This window comes from Micromonospora citrea (genome assembly GCF_900090315.1).
Lineage (GTDB): Bacteria > Actinomycetota > Actinomycetes > Mycobacteriales > Micromonosporaceae > Micromonospora > Micromonospora citrea.
On record NZ_FMHZ01000002.1, the window covers coordinates 2192727 to 2211601 of the forward strand.

Consider the following 18875-nt stretch of genomic DNA (forward strand, 5'->3'; position numbering starts at 1 on the left):
ACACCAGGGAGGGCAGCTTGCACGGGAGTGGGCAGCGGCTGGCCGTGGTCACCGGCGCGGCCAGCGGGATCGGCGCGGCGGTGGCGCGGCGGCTCGTCGACGACGGGTGGCGCGTGATCGGCTGGGACCGGCGCGGGTGCGACGCGGACGGGGTGGCCGGGCGCCGGGTCGACGTACGCGACTACGAGCAGGTGGCCGCCGCGGCGGCGGAGGTCGACCGGGCGGACCTGCTGGTCAACAGCGCCGGCATCGGTGGGCGCGGTTTCGCCAGCGAGCTCGCGCCGGCGGCGTGGGAACGGGTCATCGGGGTCAACCTGACCGGGACGTACTACTGCTGCCGGGCGATGTTCCCCGCCCTGCGGCGGGCGGGCGGGCTGGTCGTCAACATCGCCTCCGTGGCGGCGCACCTGGCAATGGTGGAGGGGGCCGCGTACTGCTCCTCGAAGGCCGGGGTGGCGATGCTGACCGACGTGCTCGGGGTGGAGTGGGCCGCGCAGAACATCCGGGTGATCGCGGTCAGCCCGGGTTACGTCCGGACGCCGCTGGTGATGGACGGCATCCACCGGAACCTCCTCGACGAGGAGACCATCGTGCGGGGCACCCCGCAGCGCCGCCTGGCGGAGCCGGCCGAGGTGGCGGAGCTGATCAGGGCGCTCGCCGCGGACGAGCTGCGCTACCTGACCGCCACCACGGTGCGCTTCGACGGCGGGTGGACCGCGAGCGGCGGCTACCAGCCGCACCTCGCGGGGGGCCTGCTGCCGGCGGCCGACGACGCGCGGACGACCCCGGACGCGGCCCGGACGGACCGCGCGGGGCTGACCGTGCCGGACTGACCGCACGTCGGCCGTCGCCGGGGTGCCGGCGGGCGCGGCCCGGGAAGCCGCGGGCGCGACCCGGCACGGCGAGGCCCTCCAAGACGGGCCGTCGGGACACGACGCCCCCGCGAGGCCGACCGGCCGGGACCGCCCGGACGCGACGCCCCCGCGAGGCCGACCGGCCGGGACCGCCCGGACGCGACGCCGACCGGGCGGGCCGACGGGCCGGGGTGGCGCCGTCGGCCCCGGACGGATCGGCTCAGCCCGCCACCATCGCCGCGCTCTTCTTGCGGCTGCGCAGGATCGTGTCGACGAGCCCGTAGGCCACCGCGTCGTCGGCGGTCAGGATCTTGTTGCGCTCGATGTCGCGGGAGACCTCCTCCTGCGGGCGGCCCGAGTACTGGGCCAGCATCTCCTCCATCTGGGTGCGCATCCGCATGATCTCGCGGGCCTGGATCTCCAGGTCCGTGCCCTGCCCCTGGACGCCCTCGATGGCGGGCTGGTGGATCAGGATCCGCGAGTGCGGCAGCGCCATCCGCTTGCCCGGAGTGCCCGCCGCCAGCAGGATGGCGGCGGAGGACGCCGCCTGGCCCAGGCAGACGGTCTGCACGTCCGGCCGGACGTAGCGCATGGTGTCGTTGATCGCCGTCATCGCGGTGAAGGAGCCGCCCGGCGAGTTGATGTACATGGTGATGTCCCGCTCGGGATCCGTCGCCTCCAACGTGATGAGCTGTGCCATCACGTCGTTGGCCGCGGCGTCGTCGACCGGCGTGCCGAGGAAGATGATCCGGTCCTCGAACATCTTGCTGTACGGGTTGGTCTCCTTCATGCCGTACGACGTCCGCTCAGCGAACGACGGCAGGACGTACCTGGCGTCCACGGACAGATTCGGCTTGCGGATCATGTTCGCCCTCTCTCCCTCGGAAATTGCTCCCCCGGCAAATTCACCCGTCGACCGGGCGACGCAGCGGAGATGATCCCTTGTCGACCCTATCGGCTTCCCGAGCGGAATGCCGCTCCCAAACAGGGGTGATCGCGCACCGCCCCCGTCACTCCACTACGGACGGTGCACGGCGCCGGCGCGGGCGTCTGGGCAACGGATCCGGTGGCGGCCCTGCGATGCCGGGCCGTCGCACCGACGCCCAGCCGGGACCTCGGCGGGGCACCCGGGGCCGCGTCAGGGCCGGGATCCGCCGCAATTCACGTCACGCGAATCGACGCTTTTCCCGTACGTGGGAATTTCGCCACCAGCAAAATCGAGAAGCCCCGCACTCCATCGACAGCGACCAAATGCTGCTCACCGACGGACCCGGGGGGCGATCCAGACGCCGATGCTGTCGCCGTGGCACTGGTCGAGGCTTGTGGTGCCGACCTGGAGCGACACCTGGGTCGCGTCGCCGATGTCCACCTTGACGGGGCGGGTCTTGCCGAGGCCGACCGTCGTGGTGAAGACCGCCTTGCGGTCGGCCAGCACGGTGAACCGGAGGGGCAGCGCCTTGGGCGAGTCGTCGGCCAGCCCGACGGTCGCCTCGAGGACCTTGAACTGGCGGCTGACCACGAAGGTCACCGTGAACTTGTCGTTCAACCAGCAGGGGGACGTGGTGAGCACCGTGTCGCGGCGCACGCCGGCGACGACGCGCGGCTCCTGCTCCCAGCCCTCGAAGTCGCTCACCTCGGGCATCTCGGTCAGCGACCGCACGGCGGCCTCGGCCGGCGGCGACGCGGGCACGTCCCCTGACCCCGTCGCCGCGCCAGGGACGGACCCCGTGGCCGCCCCGGTGGGCCGGGCCGGCACGGTGGAGGCGGTGACCTGTGCCACCGGAGTCCCGCCACCCTTGTCGCGGGTGAGTTCCAGCGCGACCGGGATGGCCGCCGCGGCCACGGTGGCGACCGCGGCGATGACCGCACCGACGATCGCGGGATGGGACGTCCGACGCCGTCTCTGCATAGACACGGCCCGATTGTGGCAGCCCGCCGCACGACATCGCGGACGGTCGCGGGGCGCGGCGCGCCCTTCCCCGCCCACAGCGACCGTCGCCTCGCGGTCACTCCCGCCCCGCCCACGGCGACCGCCGCCTCAGGTCACCCGAGCCTCGCCCACGGATCCTCGCGGCGCCACAGGGTCGGCAGGTGAAGCGCGATCCGCTCCCGCCGGGCCAGTTCCACCGAGGACGCGCCCGGCGAGCACCCAGCCATCGCCACGTACACGAAAAGGCTCCGGCCGGGTGGAAACCACCAGGCCAGAGCCTTTATTGCTGGTGCGCCGCCAGGGACTCGAACCCCGAACCCGCGGATTAAGAGTCCGCTGCTCTGCCAGTTGAGCTAGCGGCGCTCGCCGACAACGGAGAAACGATAGCAGGCCACCACCCGACGGCCACCGTGAGGTGTCGCTGACCCGAACTCCGCTGCGGTCCGCCCCCAGCAGCAGGCCGAGGGCCCGCCACGACAGGGCGCGCCCGGATGCGGATGCCCCGCCGCGACGTCCCGGAGGCGGGGGATCCCCCGTTTCCAGCGCTACTTCTGCAACACGTACACCAGAAGCATCATCAGGACGTGGGCCGCCACGTAGGAGACGGCGACCCCGGCCAGCAGCCAGAGGCTCCAGGGCATGCGGAAGGGGTAGTGCTCGAATCCTGGCGGCGCCGGTGTGCCGGCCGGCGCCTCCCACACCGGCGCGTCCGGGGCAACGCGGCGGATGGCGTCGGCGACCTCGCCGACGCCCATCCGGATGTCACCGACGGTGAGCGTGTGTCTGCCCCACGTCGCCGCGCGTAGGGACCCGTTGACGTCCAGGGAGCGACGGGTCTCGGGCGGCAGGTCGGCGGGCAGCCCCAGGACCAGCCGGCTGCGGTCCGGCCGCCCGTCGACCGCCAGCACGCTCACCGTCCACAGCGACGCCCACAGCAACGTCATGGCGGACCGGCGGCGGGCCCGCAGCCAGAGCCCGTCCTCGGCAGCCAGGACGAGCGTCCACCGCCCGAACCGGCTCAGCGGCCAGCCGAAGCTGAGCATCGCCAGGAGAAAGACCGCCGAGAGGATCACCCCTGACCGGAACAGCAGCAGCGACGCGAACGCGGCGAACAGGGCCAGCAGGACGACCCCCAGGTAGGCGAGCGCGTTCGCGACCCTGATCGTCGACGGGGCCCGTACCGGTTCGAGGGTCTCGATCGCCCCGTCGTCGCCCTCCGGGTCGGCCACGAACGAATCGGCCGGATTCGACGGTACGGGTGCCGCGGCACGAAGCGGTCGCGGCCCGGCGGGCAGGGTGGGCGAACCGGCGAGGGGCGCCGGGCCCAGGGACGGGCCTCGCGCAGCGGGCCCGGCCCCGGGGGCGGCCTCGTCCGTCCTGGTCGGGGCGAGGGCCGCCGCGCCGCCGTCGACCCGAGTCCGTGCGGGAATCGGCGCACCACCATCGACCCGCGTCGACGCGACGGTGGCCGGGACGTCCGTCCGGGTCTGCCCGGGGGGTGCCGACGCGCCGTCGGCCCGGGTCGGTGCCGGCGGGAGCACAGGTCGTGTCGGCGACGGCCCGCCCGTCGTCTCGGTCTCGCCGCTGTCGGCAGGCGACGGCGGGAACTGCGGCGGCGATCCCGTCGTGGCGGGCGAGGGCCGCCCGCCGACGCGTGGCACCAGGAGTTCCGTGGCGGCGGTGTAGGTCAGCTCGGCGATCCGATGGCGTAGTTCCGTGACGTCCGTTCCGTCCGCACTGGCGACCGCGAGCAGCCGGGTACGGACCGCGGACAGCGACGGTCGGGCCGCCGGGTCGTGCGCCAGCATGTCCGTGAGGACCGGCGTCAGTTCCGCCGGCACTCCGGTCAGGTCGGGTGCCACCTCAGGGTCGGTGATGCGCAGCAACAACGAGTGCACACCGGTCGTGCCCGGATAGAGCTCGTGCCCGGTGGTGGCGTAGACGAGGGTGGCGCCGAGCGCGTAGATGTCGACCGCCGGGGTGAGCAGCCGCTCGCCCCGCACCTGTTCGGGGGACATGTAGGCCGGAGTGCCGATGAGCAGCCCCGTCTGGGTGTGCCGGCTGCCCTGTTCGGTCAGCACGGCGAGACCGAAGTCGATCAGCACCGGCCCGTCGGGGCCGAGGATCACGTTCTGCGGCTTGAGGTCCCGGTGCAGCACGCCGGCCTGGTGGACCCGGCCGAGCCCGTCGGCGAGCATCGCCCCGGCCATCGCGGCCAGCCGGACGGGCAGCGGTCCGCGCGCCCCGACGTACTGGTTGACGGTGGCGCCGGGAACGTACTCGACGGCGAGCCAGGCAGGGTCGCCCAGCGGGTCGGCGTCCTCCAGTCGGGCCACCCGGGACCCGTAGACGAGCCTCAGGTTCTCGATCTCGGTGGCGAAGCGGCGCCGCAGGTTGTCGTCGCTGACCAGCTCCTGCCGAATCACCTTGACGGCCGCGCGGTCACCGGTGGAGGACACGCCGAAGTAGACGTTGCCCATTCCGCCCGACCCGAGCAGCCGGAGCAGCCGGTAGTCGCCGAGCCGCCCGACCTCACCCGTCACTGTCACCCCGTGTTTGTCACCCGGCACCGCGGCACCGCAGCACATCCTTCCACAACGGATCGCCGCCGTGGTGACCGTCACGGTGCCCGTCTTCGCCAGGCGCACCTACGCGTGCATGGGTACTGGTGGTGGGCCTGGACAGCGGCGAGGCCGATCTCGACGGGGATGGCAGCATCACCCCGGCGCAGACCTCCACCCGGTCGACGTGGACGGCAGAAGATCTTTCCGGATCGCCCGTCGCCGCCCCGGCACCGTTCCCCGCCACCTGCCGCCGTCGGCCACGTCCGCCCGTCGGCGCGTAGCGGAGGCGGCGATCACCCGCGTGCGCTAGGTGTGGGTGACCCGGACCAGGTGACGCGAAAAGGCCCCGACCGTAGAGAACTATCAGGTCAGGGCCTTGATTGCTGGTGCGCCGCCAGGGACTCGAACCCCGAACCCGCGGATTAAGAGTCCGCTGCTCTGCCAGTTGAGCTAGCGGCGCTCGCTGACAACGGGAAGAACATTAGCACGCCTCCTGAGCCGGGTTCCAATCCGATCCCCGGCTCCCCCCTTCGGTCGAGCTTAACGGGCATCGGCGGGCAAAACCCCCAGGTGTACGGCGACAGGGGCCTGACCGGCGGCTTCCATGCGGCACGATGTGCGCCAGGTACGCGAGAACAGAGGTGGGGATGGGCAGGTTCACGCGGGCCGGGGCGATGGTGGGCGCCCTCGGCCTGGTGGTGTCGCTGGCGCTGACAGCCTGCGGCGAGGAGAAGAAGAAGGCGGAGTTCGTCGGCGGCACCACCCCCGCCACGGCGAGCGCGGCGGCCGAGCCCGTCACCCCGGCCGCGCCGAGCGGTCCACCGCTGACGCTGAGCCCGGCCGACGGGGCGAAGAACAGGCCGGTCAGCTCCGAGATCGGCGCGAAGCTGCCCGACGGCGGCAAGGTGTCGAGCGTCACGCTGACGACGGCGGACGGCAAGCAGGTCGAGGGGCGCCTGCGCGCCGACGGCTCCTCCTGGGTGCCGTCGAAGCCGCTGAAGTACGGCGCCACCTACACGGCCACCGTCACCGCCACCGCCGCCGACGGCGGGACCAGCCAGGGCACCAGCACGTTCACGACGATGGCGAAGCCCAAGTCGATGATCAGCTCGGGCCTGTACCTCTTCGACGACAAGACCTACGGCGTGGCGATGCCGGTGGTCACCGAGTTCCACCCGGGCATCCCGAAGAAGGACCGCGCGGCGGTGCAGAAGCGCATGTTCGTGCAGACCGACCCGCCGCAGCCGGGCGCCTGGCACTGGGTGGACAACGGCACCCAGGCCTACTACCGCGCGCCGGAGTACTGGAAGCCCGGCACCACGCTCACCGTCCGGATCGCGCTGGCGGGCATCCCGCTGAGCAACGGCCGGTACGGCAACGTCGACCGTACGGCCACGGCGAAGATCGGCCGCGCCTTCGAGATGAAGGTCGACAACGCCACCAAGAAGATGACCGTGTACGAGGACGGCCAGGTGGTCCGCACCCTGCCGGTGAGCCTCGGCAAGAAGAAGACGCCCTCCTCCAGCGGCACGATGGTGGTGATGGAGAAGAAGGAGTCCACCGTCTTCGACACCCGGGACGACCCGGATCCGGCCAACCGCTACGTCACGGAGATCGACTTCGCCCAGCGGATCACCTGGGGCGGGGAGTACATCCACGCCGCGCCCTGGTCCGAGCACGTGCAGGGCCGACAGAACGTCTCGCACGGCTGCGTCAACGTCTCCACGGCGAACGCCCGGTGGCTGTTCGAGAAGACGAAGGTCGGCGACCCGATCACCATCAAGGGCACCGAGCGCCAACTGGCCGCCGGCAACGGCTGGACGGCGTGGAGCCTGAGCTGGTCGGAGTTCGTCAAGGGCAGCGCCCTGTCGGTGCCGGAGGGCGGCTCGGGGCCGGCGTTCTGACGTACGCCCGCCCGACGTTTCGGCGACCGGCCCGCGCCTCGCGGGCCGGTCGCCGCGTTTCCGGCGCCGGCACGCAGCGGCGTGGGCCGGGGTGACGTCGCGGGACGGGGCGGGGTGCGGCCCGGGTGAAGCCGAGGCTCCCTCGCGAAAAGCTGCGATTTTATCAACATTCGGACAGGTTGCCGGGCGTGTTTCGGTTCACCTTGAGGAACGGGTACCTGTCCCGGTGCGTCAGTGAGGGACGATGGGCAACCGGGACCACGACTGTGAGGGAATCATGCGAGCTGTCCAGGACCAGCTGATCCGGCCCGGGGGCGACCGGCGGGGTGGGCGACGCCGCGGGTTCGCGGCGGCGGTGCTCGCCGTGACACTCGCCCTGACCGCCGCCTGCACCGACGGGGGCGGGGACGAGCCCTCCGGCTGGCAGGACGGCGGCCAGTCCGCCGCGCCCAAGGCCGCGGCGACCATCGTCGAGCCCAAGGCCGACGCGAAGGACGTGCCCGCCTCGACCGGCGTCACCTTCACCACGAAGGACGCCCAGGAGACCACCGTCGAGCTGAAGGACTCGGCCGGCGAGGCCGTCGAGGGCAAGCTGACGGCCGACGGGAAGAGCTGGCTGCCCACCGGCGCGCTGGAGTACGGCGAGACGTACACCGCCACCGTCACCGCGACCGGCGACGACGGCCGGCCCGCCACGGCGACCAGCACCTTCACCACCATGGCGAAGCCCGGCAAGCAGGTGCGGATCAGCAGCTTCCTCGGCGACGACCAGGTGGTCGGCGTCGGCATGCCCCTGATCGTCAAGTTCAGCCGGGCCATCCCGAAGGACTACCGCGACGACGTCCAGAGCCGGATGACCGTCACCTCCACGCCGGCCCAGGAGGGCATCTGGCACTGGGTCAGCCCGACGGAGATCCGCTACCGCCCGAAGGAGTTCTGGCAGGCCGACAGCAAGGTCTCCTACCGCGTCCAGGCGGGCGGCCTGCCGCTGGGCGACGGCTGGTACGGCCGAGCCGACCTCAGCGTCGACATCAAGGTCGGCGCCGCGCTGATCATGACGGTGGACAACAGCACCAAGCGGATGACCGTCACGAAGAACGGCTCCGTGATCAAGACCATCCCGGTCAGCCTCGGCAAGAAGAGCACCCCGTCCTCCAGCGGCACGATGGTCGTGATCGAGAAGCTCCGCAAGACGGTCTTCGACACCTTCGAGGAGCTGGGTCCGGAGGAGGGCTACCGCACCAAGATCGACTACGCGCAGCGGCTCACCTGGGGCGGCGAGTTCATCCACGCGGCACCCTGGTCGGAGGGGCAGCAGGGCCGGGTGAACGTCTCGCACGGCTGCGTGAACGTCTCGATGGCCAACGGGGCCTGGCTGTTCGCCAACACCCGGATCGGTGACCCGATCACCGTCAAGGGCACCGAGCGCAAGCTCCAGAACGGCAACGGCTGGACCGACTGGAACATGAGCTGGGAGGAGTACGTCAAGGGCAGCGCCCTGCCGTACGAGCCGGCGACCGAGGCGGACCCGGACGTGAGCGCCGAGCCCGGGGCCACCCCCACCGCCTGAGCCCGGAACGCCGAAGGCCCCCTCCTCGCGGAGGGGGCCTTCGTCAACCGGGTGACTGATGGGAATTGAACCCACGACAACCGGGACCACAACCCGGTGCTCTGCCAACTGAGCTACAGCCACCATGCCGTTCACACCCGATGGATCCGCGCCCGGTCGATCGCCCCGGGCGGGGTGCGGACCAATAATAGCCCCACCCCGACCCGCCGCGTCCAGCGGGTTGTCCCGGGCGGCGCTACAACTGCGCGGCGATCGCCTTGGCGGTCTCCACGTCGGGCCCGGGCAGCGGCACGAAGACCGTCCGCCGGTAGTACTCCAACTCCCGGATGCTCTCCCGGATGTCGGCCAGCGCCCGGTGCGCGAGCCCCTTCTGCGGCTGCCCGAAGTACACCCGCGGGTACCAGCGGCGGCACAGTTCCTTGATCGAGGAGACGTCGATCATCCGGTAGTGCAGGTGCGCGTCGAGGCGCGGCATGTCCCGGCTGATGAAGCCCCGGTCGGTGGCGATCGAGTTGCCGCACAGCGGCGCGGTGCGCGGATCCTTGACGTGACCGGTGACGTAGTCGAGGACCATCTCCTCGGCCTGGGCCAGGGTCACCGTCGAGCGCCGCACCTCGTCGGTCAGCCCCGACTTGCCGTGCATCGTCCGGACGATCTCCGGCATCGCCTCCAGCGCCGCCTCGTCGGCGTGGATCACCACGTCGACGCCCTCGCCGAGCACGTTGAGATCGGGATCGGTGACGAGCGCGGCGACCTCGATCAGCTTGTCCCTGCCGAGGTCCAACCCGGTCATCTCACAGTCGATCCAGACGAGAAGATCAGCCACCGGCCCAGCCTACGCGCAGCCCCGACGGCCGCGCGCCCGCGCACCGTGGCCCGGCCCGACCGTTAGGGTTTTCCCGTGCCAGCCGAACCCGTCGCACCGCCCGCCGTCACCGACGACGACGTCGGCGGCCGTACGGTCCGCCGGCTCGCCGCCGTCCTGGCGTTGGCCGCCGTGCTGCCGGCGCTCTACCTGCCCGGCCTGGTGCACGACTTCTTCGACCTGAAGATCTACATGCGGGCGATGGACTGGTGGGCGGCCGGCAACCCGCTCTACGACTACGTGCAGCCCGACCGGGTCCAGGGCGAGCTCTACTTCACCTACCCGCCGTTCAGCGCGCTGCTGCTGCGCCCGTTCGCGCTGCTGCCGCTGGGCGCCACCGTGGCGATCTTCACGGCCCTGACCGTACTCGCGGTGGTGGTGACCACCCGCTGGCTGCTGGCGCCGGTGACCGCCCGGCACGGCCTGCCCCGTGTGTTCACGCTCACGCTCGCCGTCCTGCTGGTGCTGGCGGTGGAGAGCACCCGCGAGACGATCACCTTCGGTCAGATCAACATGCTGCTGGTCGTGCTGATCCTGGGCGACCTGCTCTTCGCCGTACCCCGGGCGAGCCGCTGGGCCGGGGTGGGCGTCGGGCTGGCGACGGCGCTCAAGCTCTTCCCGGGCATCTTCATCGTCTACCTGCTCGCCACCCGGCGGTGGCGGGCGGCGGCGGTGGCGAGCGCGACGGCCGCCGCCGCCACCCTGCTCGCCGCGGCGGTCGCGCCGCGCGACTCGTGGCGGTTCTGGACCCACGAGCTGTGGGCCACCGACCGGGTCGGCCGCACGGACTACACCGGCAACCAGTCGCTGTTCGGGCTGCTCAGCCGCATCACCGCGCCGGAGAAGCCGGGCCAGCTGCTCTGGCTGGCGCTGGTGGCGGTCGTCGCCGGGTACGGGCTGTGGCGGGCGACGCGGGCCGCCCGGGCCGGCGACCCGCTCACCGGGCTCGCCCTCACCGGGCTGGTCGGCGCGCTGGTCAGTCCCATCACCTGGACCCACCACATCTACTGGTTCATCCCCGCCGTGGTGGTGCTGGCCGACGCGGCGCTGGGCGCCGACCCCGCCACCGGCGGCGGCGTCCGCCGCCGCAACGCGCTGGCGGCGCTCGCGATCGGCACGACCGCCCTGATCGTGTACGGCGTGGTGACCTTCTACGACTGGGGGGTCGCCCCGGCGCGCACCGACTCGCCGGTCGAGTTTCTGACGCGCAACACGTACGTGCTGCTGAGCCTGCTGCTGCTGGCGACGCTGCCGATTCGGCGCGAGCCGGGAAAGTCGCGCCAAATGGACAGTCTTCCTGAGTAGGCCCCTTAACCGTTAATCTGGTCGCAACTACCTCAGATGCATCTCGGGTAGCACCGATCCCCCGGTGAAGGGCGGCCCTCCGCGTCGGCAGCGCGGAGGGCCGTTCGCCGTCGGTCCTCCCCCGCCCGGCGACCCGACGCGCCGTCAGCGGTAGCCCGGTGCCGGCCGGGCGGCGGAAGCCGGCGACGCAGGTGTGGCGCCTGGCCTGGCACGCCTGCCCTACGCCGACCACCGAACGCGGTCGGCGCGCGACGTTCGAGGGCTCCGGCACCGCCGCCCGCGCGAGGCGTTCGAAGGGCTCCGGCCGCGGTCAGCGCGGTGCGTCCGGGGACTCCGGGGCGGCGGGGCGGAGCCGACCCTCGGTCGGGACCGGTGGGGCCGTCTCCGCGGTGGTGACCGGCGGCCACGCCAGGCTGAGGCTCACCCCGGGCGGCCGGAACGCGGGACCGTCGCCGGCGAGGTCGGCCAGCGTCTCGGGCCGGCGCGCGGGCACCGGCCCGATCGCCGGCAGGGATCCGCCATTGCCGGCGCCGACCGAGGCGAGCTGGCGCCCGACGGTCCGCGACCGGTCGCTGTCGCGGGTCGGCTGGGCGCCCAGCCCGCTGAGCGAGGTCACACCGAGCCGCCCGGCCAGCACCGGCACCTGGTCCGGTTCGACCACGAAGACCACCTCGCGCGGGCGCACCGGACGCAGCAGGAGCAGCACGGCGAGCGCCACCGTCAGCACCCCGCCGGCCAGCAGGGCGGCGGTCGCCGGTGCGGTCCACCCGGCGCGCAGCTCCGCCCGCAGCTCCAGGGTCAGGTCGGCCCGCCCGTCGGGACGCATCACGACCAGGCTCAGCCGCCGGTCGGCCAGGTCCTCCGGGGACCACTCCAGCGCGCCGATCCCCTCGCGTACCCAGAAGGGCTGGGTGATCGGCGCGACGGCCGGCGCGATCCCGGCGGACGGCGCGGCGGGTCCCAGCCGGACCGGCAGCGGACCCCGGGCCAGGGCCACCCGGTGGACCTCGGCGTGCGGCACCGGGTCGAGCCAGCGCCGCACCTCGTCGGCGGGGGCCAGCCCGACGAAGGCGGGACCGTCGGCGGTGCGGGCCTCCAGCCGGAGCCGGGACTGCCCGGCCCTGGTGAACGGCGCCTCCGCGCGCAGCAGCCCGTCGAGGTCCCGGACGACCACCGCGTGCCCGGGGGTGTGCACGGTCTCGAACCGGGCGCTGAAGGCCCCTGCGGAGTCGGCGTGCCGGGTGAGCATGCCCAGCACCGCGCCGGCGAGCAGCGCCGGAATCCCGATGGTCAGCAGCAGCACCCCGCCGAACACCCGCACGATCCGCATTCGCCTCGTCCCCCTCCGTAGCCGGATACTCGGCCGACCTTACCGACGCGGGACGGCTGATCAGCGGATATCCACGGCACGGGTCCGGAAAGCAGCCGGCCCGCCGGCTGCGCCGACGGGCCGGTGGGCGACGCGGGGTCACGCCTTCGGCGTGGGCTCCCGCCGGGTCCGCGCGAACGCGAGCCCGCCGAGCAGCAGGCCGCCCGCACCGGCGACCAGGCCGGCGACGCCGAGACCGGTGGCCAGGCCGTCGCCCTCGGCGTCGTCGTCATCGTCGTCGGCCCGGGCCGTGGCGGCGCCGCCGGTCGGGGCGGCCGACGGCGAGGCGGCGGTGAGGGTGAGCACCGGCGCCGGGCTCTCCGGCTCCTCGCCGCCGGGGGTCGGCGCCTCGATCCAGCGCTGCACGTTGCCGTCGGAGTAGGTCTGCAACGTCTTGAAGACCATCGTGTCGACCGTCGGCAGCGGCCCCATCGAGACCGGGAACTCCTGGAACTGGCCGGGCTTGACCCCCGCGTCCCCGGTCGCCGTCCAGGTCAGCTTCGCGACGACCTCCGTGAGCTGGCTGCCGTGCACCTCGACCGGCGGGTCGACCTTGCGCTTCTCCACCACCACCGTCCAGCCCGGCACCGGCATGGTCGACACGGAGCCGACCGGCGCGTTCTCCGGCAGCACCACCTCCACCTTGGTCGTGGCGGCCGTGTCGCTCTCGTTCGGCACGCGGAACGCGAACCGGCCGTAGCCGCCCTGCGTCGCCTCCTGCGGGTCGACCGTGACGTGGGCCGAGGCGGGCGCCGCGAAGCCGAGTACGGCCGTGGCGACGGCGCCGAGCGCCAGGGCGGCAGCGGCGGTTGCGGTACGCCGGTGACGGATCATCTGCGTGGAGCCTTCCTCTTACCTGATCGGCACGGTGGCGGTCACCGTGGCCTGGTCGATGTCGGACGTGCGGACGGTGACGCGCAGCTGCCACTCCCCCGCCGCCGGCAGGTTGATCTCGCCGGTGGCGTGGTTGTCGGTCAGCGGCAGCAGCGGGACCTCGATCGGTTCGATCCCGGCCGACGGCAGGGCGGCCGTGGCGCGCCACTCCACCACGGGCTGCGGCCGGTTGTCCTTCGTGTACGCGTAGAAGTGCACGGTGTTGTTGCCCCGCTCGGCCGGGTCCAGCTCCACCTGGAGCGAGTAGATCGGGCTGGTCAGGGTCGTCGAGAAGTAGCCGGGTGACCCGCCGGCCACGTCGGAGCCGGCGGTGCGCGCCGGGGTGGTCTGCACCAGGGTGGCGGTGAGGCCGAGCACCACGGCCGTGATCGCCAGCTCCGCCCAGACCGCCCGCCGCATCGAGGTCGGCCGGCCGGCCGCCGTGCGGCGGCGCACCAACTGCCGGGAATACGCGGCCACCGCGATGACGAGCACGAACAGCCCGATCTTGCCGAGCAGCAGGCGGCCGTACGTGGTGTCGACCAGGGCCGCCGGCGTGGCGACCTCGATCAGGGCCTGGACGGTGCCGGCGAGCAGCAGCGCCGAGACGGCCAGCGCCGCCCAGCGCGACCAGATCGGCAGGATCGCGTCCAGTTCCCGCTCGTCGGCCCGGCGCAGCAGGAAGCCGGCCAGCATCACCAGCCCACCCAGCCAGACCGCCATGCTGCCCAGGTGGACCGCGTCGACGACGACGGAGACGGCCGGGGCGGGCGAGGCCGCCGGGTGCCCGGCCAGCGGCCAGGTCAGCAGCGCCGCCGTGCCGAGGATGCCCAGGATCACCAGGTCGGCGCGGCCGACCGGCCCCGCCAGCACCGGCCGGAGCAGGAACGCCGCCGCCGCCAGCAGGCCCAGCCGCACCAGGTGCGCCGCGCCGAACGTGCTGCCCAGCACCGCGCTCAGCCCCTCGCCGGTGACGTCGAACACGCCCCCGCCTGCCGTGTAGGGCACCTGGAGCAGGACGTTCGCGACGGTGGCGAGCGCCACCAGGCCGAGCCCCGCCCAGGCCAGCCGCGCCGGGCCCCGCCGGGGCAGGCGCCGGGGCCACAGCACGGCGAGGACCATCGCCGGGCCGACGAGCAGCAGCAGGCCGACGTAGCCGACGTACTTGGCGACCTTGACCGCGTTGCCGACCACCGGGTCGGCCCGGCTGTCGTCCCCGCTGTCCACCGGGGGCGTCGAGGGCGCGCCGACGGAGTAGGTGAACGCGCCGGAGACCGGGTGGCTGTCGGCGGAGATCACCCGGTAGCTGACCAGGTAGGTGCCCCGCCCGCCGGCCGGGTCCACCTGGATCGTGACCACGCCGCCGGAGAAGCTCGGTTCGCCCCGGTCGGCGCGGGAGCCGTCCGGGGCGATGACCCGGATCTTGCCCGGCACCTTGCGGACGGACTCGCTGAAGGTCAGCACCACCTCGGCCGGCCCGCTCGGCACCACGGCCGAGGCGACCGGGCTGCTGCTCACCAGCACCGCGTGGGCGCGGGCGGGACCGGCGGGAGCGATCAGCAGGGCGACGACGGCGACCAGCAGGCCGGCGGCGACGGTCAGCCGGGTGAACCAGCGGCGGTTGGCGACACTCATGCCGGTCATGCTCTCGGACCCGCCCCCTCGGGCGCGACTCCGGCCCTGCCGAACGCGGCCGAAGGCCGCCCGCCCGACACGAGGCCGGGCTCGACCGGGAGGCGGCGCGACAGCCCGACCGGAAGGCGGCGCGACAGCCCGACCGGAAGGCGGCGCGACAGCCCGACCGGAAGGCGGCGCGGCAGCGCGACCGGGGGATGGCGCGACGGCCCGGTCGGCGCGTGGTCAGCCATGCCGCGCCCGCAGTGTGGTCGGCACCGGGCGCTGCGGCTCGCCGCTGAGGCGTCCCAGCGCCCACAGCAGCCCCGCCTGCACCACGGCGGCGAGGTGGCCGACCTCGTGCACCAGGGCGGTGGTCGAGTTGGCGATGTCGACCGCGCTGGTGCCGGCCAGGCAGACCGCCAGCACCAGCGCCACCGGCACGAACGCGCGGGCCCGCTCCGGACGCCACGCGGCCAGCGCGAAGCCGACCGCCAGGGCCACGTCGAAGGAGGCCATCTCGCGGCTGGTGTGCGGGTCGACGGTCACGCCGAGCCCGGCCAGCAGCACCGGCAGCGCGATCGCCAACTGCGCGACGGCGGCGACGGCGACGGCCACCCGCAGCACCTGGCGGCGCCCCCGCCGGGCAGCCGCCGCCGCGTCCCGGCCCGCCACCCCGTCGGCGGCGACCGCCGCCAGCACCGAGGCCGTCAGGTCGGGCACCGCGACCGCGCGTACCCGGGCCAGCCGGGTCACCTGCTCGGCCCGGGCCAGCCAGGACCGGCAGCCGGGGCAGCCACCGGTGTGCGCGTCCAGCGCCTCCGGCGACGCCTGCGGGTCCTCGCCGTCCAGCCGCGCCGACAGCGCCGTACGTACGTCGTCGCATGTCATGAGGGGGTAGTCGTCCGGCGGTCCGGAAAAGTTCCCGGCGTGGCGCAGGCCATGGAAGGGCCGAAGGACCCTGCCCTGCCCCGTCGCTCCGCGTAACCTGGATTGTCGTGATCCCCGCCCCGCGCGAGACCCCCGCAGCCGGTCCGACCGCCGCCGCGGGCCCCGACGCGCGCGAGTCGGCGACCGGGTGGGCGCTGGCCGCCCGCGACGGGGACCCCGTCGCCCAGGCCGCCTTCGTCCGGCTCACCCAGGCCGAGGTGTGGCGCTTCGCCGCCGCGCTGGTCGACCCGGACAGCGCCGACGACCTCACACAGGAGACCTACCTGCGGGCGTTCCGGGCGCTGCCGGCCTTCGAGGGGCGTTCCAGCGCCCGGACCTGGCTGCTCGGCATCGCCCGGCGGGCCTGCGCCGACCACCTGCGCACCGTCGTACGCCGCCGCCGGCTCGCCGAGCGGCTCGCCGCCGACTCCTGGCGCGACCGGTCGCACCCCGACCCCGCCGGTCAGCTCGGGGCCGCCGACCTGGTCCGCCGGCTTCCCGCCGAACGGCGCGGGGCGTTCGTGCTCACCCAACTGCTCGGCCTGTCGTACGCGGAGGCCGCCGCCGTGGAGGGGGTGCCGGTGGGCACCATCCGGTCCCGGGTGGCCCGCGCCCGCAACGACCTCGTCGAGGCGGTCGGCGACGCCCTCGCCGGATGAGCGGGCACGTGGCCGGGAACTTCCGCGGCGGACGCGACGACCAATGAGCGTGACCGCACCCCGCGTCCGGGCCCTCCGCTGGCCCGTCGTCCGCCCCTGGCTCGGCGTCGCCGCCCGGTTGGGCCTGGCCGCCGTGTGGCTGATCGCCGGCGGCAGCAAGGTCGGCGACCTGGCGGCCTCCGGTCGCGCCGTCAACGCGTACCAGGTGATGCCGTACGACGTCGCCACGGTGATCGGCGCGGCGCTGCCCTTCGTGGAACTGGCGCTGGGCGTGCTGCTGCTCCTCGGGCTGGCCACCCGGTTGTCCGCCGGGGTCTCCGCGGCGCTGCTGGTGGTCTTCGTCGCGGGCATCGCCTCGGCCTGGAGCCGGGGCCTGGCGATCGACTGCGGCTGCTTCGGCAGCGGCGGGCAGCTCGCGGAGGGGCAGGCACCGAGCTACCTCCCGGAGATCCTCCGGGACCTGGGTTTCCTGGCGCTGGCCGGATTCCTGCTGATCTGGCCCCGCACCCCCGTCTCCGTGGACGGCTGGCTGGCGGGGGACGCACCCGTGGAGGACGAGGATGAGTAGTCGCAAGGGGCAGAAGGCCGCCGCGCGGGTGGTCCGCGAGCAGCTCGCCCGGGAGCAGCGGCGCAAGCGGACGCTGTGGGTCTCCGCCGCGGCGGTCGCCGTCCTGGTGGTCGCGGGCCTCATCGGCTGGAGCGTCTACTCCAGCCAGCGCTCCGACGACTTCACCCCGCCCACGGGCGCGAACGAGGCCGGCACCGGCGTCGTCGCGGGGTCGGGGCCGGTCACCGTCGACATCTACGAGGACTTCCTCTGCCCGGCCTGCAAGCAGTTCGAGCAGACCAGCGGCCCGACCATCGACCAGCTCATCAGCGAGGGCAAGGTGCGGGTCGTCTACCACCCGGTGGCCTACCTCAACCGCTTCTCCACCACCCAGTACTCGACCCGTTCCTCGGCGGCCTCCGGCTGCGCGGCCGAGGCCGGCCGTTACCGCGAGTACGCCAAGGCGCTCTTCGACCGGCAGCCGCCGGAGGGCGGCGCGGGGCTCAGCGACGACGAGCTGGTCGACATCGCGGCGGGCGCCGGCCTCGACCGGGACGGCTTCGCCTCCTGCCTGCGGGAGGGCACCTTCAAGCCGTGGACCGAGCACGTGACCGAGGAGGCCAGCAAGGCCGGCATCACCGGCACCCCGACCATCCTGGTCGACGGCGAGGAGGTGGCCGACCGCAGCCCGGAGGGGATCAAGGCGGCGGTGGAGGCGGCCGGCCGGTGATCCGCGACCTGCTGGCCCGCGCCGGCCTGGTGCTCACCGCCGCGCTGGCCGCGACGCTCGCGCCCGCCGGGCCGGCCGCCGCGCACGGTGCGGACGCCCCCGACGGCACCGACTACCGGACCGAGGTGACGGCGGTCACCCCCGCCCGGCCCGGGTTGAGCGTACGGGCGGTCGAGGCGGGCGCCCGGCTGGAGCTGACCAACACCGGCGACCGCGCCGTCGAGGTGCTCGGCTACTCCGGCGAGCCGTACCTGCGGGTCGGCCCCGACGGGGTGTACGAGAACGTCCGCTCCCCCGCGACGTACCTGAACCGGACCATCGCCGGGGACACGAGGCTGCCGGCCGAGGCGGATCCGGCCGCCGCGCCGCAGTGGCGACGGGTCGACGACTCGTCCACCGTGCGCTGGCACGACCAGCGGGTGCTCTGGCGGGAGTCGGCGCCGCCGCCGCAGGTGCGGGCCGCCCCCGACCGGGAGCACCGGGTGCGGGACTGGGTGGTGCCGCTGCGCGCCGACGCAGACCCGATGGAGATCCGCGGCACGCTCGACTGGGTGCCGCCGCCGGACGCGTACGCCTGGTGGGTGGCCGCCACGCTCGGGCTGCTCGCGGTGGGCGCGCTGGGGCTGCTGCCGGCCGGGTCCGGGCCGGGCCGGCGGGCGCTGGCCGGGATCGGCGGGCTGCTGGTGCTCGGCGGGCTGGCGGCGGTGGCGTTCACCGTGGGCCGGGAGCTCGACGCGGGCGCGCGGGGCGTCGGCGGGCTGCTGGCCGGCCTGCTCGGCGGGCAGGTGTGGGCGCTGCTGACCGGGCTCGGCGCGATCGCCGCCGGGGTCTTCGCGATGGCCCGCCGGCCGGCCGCCGACTTCGCGGTGGCGCTGGCCGGGGCCTGCCTGGCGCTCTTCGCCGGGGCGGCCAACGCCGCCGTCTTCGCCCGCGCCGTCGCCCCCGTGCCCTGGTCGGCGACGACGGCCCGGATCCTGATCGCCGTCGTCCTCGTCGCCGGGGCCGGCGCCACCGCCGCCGGCGCCCTCCGCCTCCACGCCACCTCCCGCCACCCCACCCCCACCCCCGAACCCCTCCCCCACCCCTGACCCCCTCCCCGCCCCGCCCTCGGCGATCTTGCACTTTCGGCCCTCGAGATGAGGGATGTGCGGCTTTTGTCGG

At 74.0% G+C, this 18875-nt stretch carries 16 protein-coding genes and 3 tRNA genes; 8 read left to right on the forward strand and 11 right to left on the reverse strand.

Annotated features, from left to right (window positions below; all coding sequences use genetic code 11):
- Positions 1-17 precede the first annotated feature (17 nt).
- Positions 18-833, forward strand: coding sequence for an SDR family NAD(P)-dependent oxidoreductase (locus GA0070606_RS09965; protein ID WP_091097051.1), 816 nt, complete (start codon positions 18-20; stop codon positions 831-833).
- Between the two features lie 241 nt (positions 834-1074).
- On the opposite strand, the gene GA0070606_RS09970 is transcribed toward GA0070606_RS09965, so the two are convergent.
- The 5 genes from GA0070606_RS09970 to GA0070606_RS09990 form a co-directional block, all read right to left on the reverse strand.
- Positions 1075-1719 carry an ATP-dependent Clp protease proteolytic subunit gene (locus GA0070606_RS09970; RefSeq protein ID WP_091097053.1) on the reverse strand — a complete coding sequence of 215 codons (645 nt, stop codon included), beginning with the start codon at positions 1717-1719 and terminating at the stop codon, positions 1075-1077.
- A 393-nt stretch (positions 1720-2112) separates the two neighbouring features.
- Positions 2113-2763, reverse strand: a complete 651-nt coding sequence (locus GA0070606_RS09975) for an NPCBM/NEW2 domain-containing protein (protein WP_091097055.1) — start codon at positions 2761-2763, stop codon at positions 2113-2115.
- A gap of 308 nt (positions 2764-3071) precedes the next feature.
- A tRNA-Lys gene (locus GA0070606_RS09980) sits at positions 3072-3147 on the reverse strand.
- A gap of 182 nt (positions 3148-3329) precedes the next feature.
- A complete protein-coding gene (locus GA0070606_RS32890) occupies positions 3330-5333 on the reverse strand; it encodes a serine/threonine-protein kinase (RefSeq protein ID WP_245724634.1) in 2004 nt (667 codons plus the stop codon).
- 399 nt (positions 5334-5732) lie between these two features.
- Positions 5733-5808 (reverse strand) — tRNA-Lys (locus GA0070606_RS09990).
- Between the two features lie 187 nt (positions 5809-5995).
- Here GA0070606_RS09990 and GA0070606_RS09995 point away from each other — a divergent pair.
- On the forward strand, positions 5996-7252 hold the full coding sequence (locus GA0070606_RS09995) for a L,D-transpeptidase (protein ID WP_091097059.1): 1257 nt from the start codon (positions 5996-5998) through the stop codon (positions 7250-7252).
- 277 nt (positions 7253-7529) lie between these two features.
- The gene (locus GA0070606_RS10000) at positions 7530-8822 is read left to right on the forward strand and encodes a L,D-transpeptidase (protein ID WP_091107528.1); all 1293 of its coding nucleotides are present in this window, start codon (positions 7530-7532) and stop codon (positions 8820-8822) included.
- 50 nt (positions 8823-8872) lie between these two features.
- Here the strand turns inward: GA0070606_RS10000 and GA0070606_RS10005 are convergent.
- Together GA0070606_RS10005 and orn are read right to left on the reverse strand one after the other, a co-directional pair.
- Positions 8873-8945: transfer RNA gene (locus tag GA0070606_RS10005), tRNA-His, on the reverse strand.
- A gap of 112 nt (positions 8946-9057) precedes the next feature.
- Complete coding sequence (gene orn / locus GA0070606_RS10010) at positions 9058-9648, reverse strand: oligoribonuclease (protein ID WP_091097061.1); 591 nt, start codon at positions 9646-9648, stop codon at positions 9058-9060.
- A 75-nt stretch (positions 9649-9723) separates the two neighbouring features.
- On the opposite strand from orn, the gene GA0070606_RS10015 reads away from it, so the two are divergent.
- Positions 9724-10992: a glycosyltransferase 87 family protein gene (locus GA0070606_RS10015; RefSeq protein WP_091097063.1), complete on the forward strand. Its 1269-nt coding sequence runs from the start codon at positions 9724-9726 to the stop codon at positions 10990-10992.
- Positions 10993-11302: 310 nt separating this feature from the next.
- Here the strand turns inward: GA0070606_RS10015 and GA0070606_RS33995 are convergent, their stop codons facing one another.
- The 4 genes from GA0070606_RS33995 to GA0070606_RS10035 form a co-directional block, all read right to left on the reverse strand.
- Positions 11303-12322, reverse strand: a complete 1020-nt coding sequence (locus GA0070606_RS33995; RefSeq protein ID WP_091097064.1) for a hypothetical protein — start codon at positions 12320-12322, stop codon at positions 11303-11305.
- A gap of 138 nt (positions 12323-12460) precedes the next feature.
- On the reverse strand, positions 12461-13195 hold the full coding sequence (locus GA0070606_RS10025; protein WP_091097066.1) for a YcnI family copper-binding membrane protein: 735 nt from the start codon (positions 13193-13195) through the stop codon (positions 12461-12463).
- 18 nt (positions 13196-13213) lie between these two features.
- The gene (locus GA0070606_RS10030; protein WP_091097069.1) at positions 13214-14878 is read right to left on the reverse strand and encodes a copper resistance CopC/CopD family protein; all 1665 of its coding nucleotides are present in this window, start codon (positions 14876-14878) and stop codon (positions 13214-13216) included.
- A gap of 216 nt (positions 14879-15094) precedes the next feature.
- The gene (locus GA0070606_RS10035; protein WP_091097071.1) at positions 15095-15739 is read right to left on the reverse strand and encodes a zf-HC2 domain-containing protein; all 645 of its coding nucleotides are present in this window, start codon (positions 15737-15739) and stop codon (positions 15095-15097) included.
- A gap of 107 nt (positions 15740-15846) precedes the next feature.
- Here GA0070606_RS10035 and GA0070606_RS10040 point away from each other — a divergent pair, with 107 nt between their 5' ends.
- Genes GA0070606_RS10040 through GA0070606_RS10055 form a run of 4 tightly spaced genes read left to right on the forward strand, consistent with a single transcriptional unit; the run spans position 15847 to position 18802 of the window.
- Positions 15847-16437, forward strand: a complete 591-nt coding sequence (locus GA0070606_RS10040; protein ID WP_091097073.1) for a sigma-70 family RNA polymerase sigma factor — start codon at positions 15847-15849, stop codon at positions 16435-16437.
- Positions 16438-16480: 43 nt separating this feature from the next.
- Entirely contained in the window at positions 16481-17005 is a 525-nt protein-coding gene (locus GA0070606_RS10045; RefSeq protein WP_091097075.1) for a MauE/DoxX family redox-associated membrane protein, read from the forward strand.
- Entirely contained in the window at positions 16998-17714 is a 717-nt protein-coding gene (locus GA0070606_RS10050) for a DsbA family protein (protein WP_091097077.1), read from the forward strand. Before GA0070606_RS10045 ends, GA0070606_RS10050 begins: the two co-directional genes overlap by 8 nt.
- Entirely contained in the window at positions 17711-18802 is a 1092-nt protein-coding gene (locus GA0070606_RS10055; protein ID WP_425413038.1) for a hypothetical protein, read from the forward strand. The genes GA0070606_RS10050 and GA0070606_RS10055 overlap by 4 nt, the downstream gene beginning before the upstream one ends.
- Positions 18803-18875: the final 73 nt, after the last annotated feature.

What these genes read in the sequence shown, in the direction of transcription:
- GA0070606_RS09970 (WP_091097053.1), bottom strand. Translation starts at nt 1,719, where the DNA reads ATGATCCGCAAGCCGAATCTGTCCGTGGACGCCAGGTACGTCCTGCCG.
- GA0070606_RS09975 (WP_091097055.1), bottom strand. Translation starts at nt 2,763, where the DNA reads ATGCAGAGACGGCGTCGGACGTCCCATCCCGCGATCGTCGGTGCGGTC.
- GA0070606_RS09995 (WP_091097059.1), top strand. Translation starts at nt 5,996, where the DNA reads ATGGGCAGGTTCACGCGGGCCGGGGCGATGGTGGGCGCCCTCGGCCTG.
- GA0070606_RS10000 (WP_091107528.1), top strand. Translation starts at nt 7,530, where the DNA reads ATGCGAGCTGTCCAGGACCAGCTGATCCGGCCCGGGGGCGACCGGCGG.
- GA0070606_RS33995 (WP_091097064.1), bottom strand. Translation starts at nt 12,322, where the DNA reads ATGCGGATCGTGCGGGTGTTCGGCGGGGTGCTGCTGCTGACCATCGGG.
- GA0070606_RS10025 (WP_091097066.1), bottom strand. Translation starts at nt 13,195, where the DNA reads ATGATCCGTCACCGGCGTACCGCAACCGCCGCTGCCGCCCTGGCGCTC.
- GA0070606_RS10030 (WP_091097069.1), bottom strand. Translation starts at nt 14,878, where the DNA reads ATGACCGGCATGAGTGTCGCCAACCGCCGCTGGTTCACCCGGCTGACC.
- GA0070606_RS10035 (WP_091097071.1), bottom strand. Translation starts at nt 15,739, where the DNA reads ATGACATGCGACGACGTACGTACGGCGCTGTCGGCGCGGCTGGACGGC.
- GA0070606_RS10045 (WP_091097075.1), top strand. Translation starts at nt 16,481, where the DNA reads ATGAGCGTGACCGCACCCCGCGTCCGGGCCCTCCGCTGGCCCGTCGTC.
- GA0070606_RS10050 (WP_091097077.1), top strand. Translation starts at nt 16,998, where the DNA reads ATGAGTAGTCGCAAGGGGCAGAAGGCCGCCGCGCGGGTGGTCCGCGAG.